Raw genomic sequence first — 784 nt, forward strand, 5'->3', positions numbered from 1 at the left:
CGTCGGGCCGGTCGGCCCGCGAGCGCATGGAGTAGTACGTCGACCTCGCGACGCCGAGGAGCCTGCACTGCGCTGATATGGGGTAGCGGCCCTCGTTGGCCGCTATGGCCCTCACTTTCGAGCGTATATCAGCGCCGCTTGTTTTAAGACGTCGACCTCCATCCGGAGCCTGCGGTTCTCGCGCTCGAGCTCCAGGATCCGGTTCTGCTCGGGCGTGCGGTTGTCCGCGGCGCGCGGCGAGCCGGTCGCGTTTATCGACTTGACCCGCCTCTCCACGGTGCTCTTGCCGAGGTCGTACTCGTCCATGATCTCGCGCTTGGGCTTTCCGGCGTTGTAGAGGTCGACTATCTGCCTCTTGAATTCGTCGGTGAAATGCCTCGGGTGCCTGGGGTCCCTCATATACGGCCCTCCCGTCTCTCGCGCCCCTCCCGGAACTGTCCACATCAGTGTAGCCAATCCAGACCCATTCCTCGCTGCCCTCGAGCGCGGGCCTGCCCCTCCTCTGGGGCATCGGCGCGGCGGGCGACATGTCCTCCATGTCGGCGTACTTCGCCACGGTGTTCCGGCTCACGTGGAGCATTCGGGCGATCTCGGACCTCGAGCGCCCGGCGGCATCCACCGACCGTATATCATTCACTGTGTCCAGGGGCACGGTCATCTCCTCCATCCTTCCCGGGCGGGCTCGCCAAAGTAACCGCCCGGGGAAACCATACGGCGAGGGCCGCGCCCCCGGTCCCCGGGGCGCGGCCCTCTTGCTTAAACTGCTCAATTTTTCGTGCTCACG

General features: G+C 65.6%; 1 pseudogene. It reads right to left on the minus strand.

The features are described 5' to 3' along the window. Positions 1-399: pseudogene (locus tag DXB98_RS00005) on the minus strand (IS3 family transposase); the annotation flags it as partial. Positions 400-784: the final 385 nt, after the last annotated feature.

It is taken from the genome of Collinsella sp. OM07-12 (assembly GCF_003438275.1).
Taxonomy (GTDB): Bacteria; Actinomycetota; Coriobacteriia; order Coriobacteriales; family Coriobacteriaceae; genus Collinsella.